A 582-nucleotide genomic window follows, 5' to 3' on the forward strand; every position below is an offset into this window, starting at 1 on the left:
ACAATGGACAGGAAATTCAACAGTAGTCATTGATTTAGAGGGACATGGTAGAGAAGAACTATTTTCAGATGTGGACTTATCAAGGACAGTAGGTTGGTTTACCAGTTTATTCCCCGTCTTATTACAACTACCGACTGATTACCAACTCACATCCGTTATTAAGTCAATAAAAGAACAATTACGAGCCATTCCCAATCGTGGTATTGGTCATGGTATCTTGCGTTACTTGTGTAAAGATACTGCTGTTACTGACAAACTACAAACACTCACCACTCCAGAAATCAGTTTTAACTACCTCGGACAATTTGACCAAGTACAATTACAAACGGGTTGGAAATTTGCATCTGAATCCACAGGAGCCAATCAAAGTTCAAAACTGACTCGCGAGCATCTATTAGATATTAATGCTCTGGTGATAGAAGGCGAATTACAAATTAATTGGGCTTACAGTAGTAATGTTCATGCTCAAGCCACAGTCGAGAATTTGGCACAGAGTTATATTCAGGCAATCAGGTCGATAATAGAACATTGTCAATTAGAAGACAATAGAGGATATACACCGAGTGATTTCCCGCTTGCACA

At 39.0% G+C, this 582-nt stretch carries 1 protein-coding gene; it reads left to right on the forward strand.

Going from position 1 to position 582, the window contains the following annotated elements; translation table 11 throughout:
* On the forward strand, nucleotides 1–582 hold a 582-nt coding region (locus HCR01_RS38200; RefSeq protein WP_226890104.1), incomplete at both ends, for a condensation domain-containing protein.

Source organism: Nostoc sp. MG11 (assembly GCF_014904695.1).
Classification (GTDB): domain Bacteria; phylum Cyanobacteriota; class Cyanobacteriia; order Cyanobacteriales; family Nostocaceae; genus Komarekiella.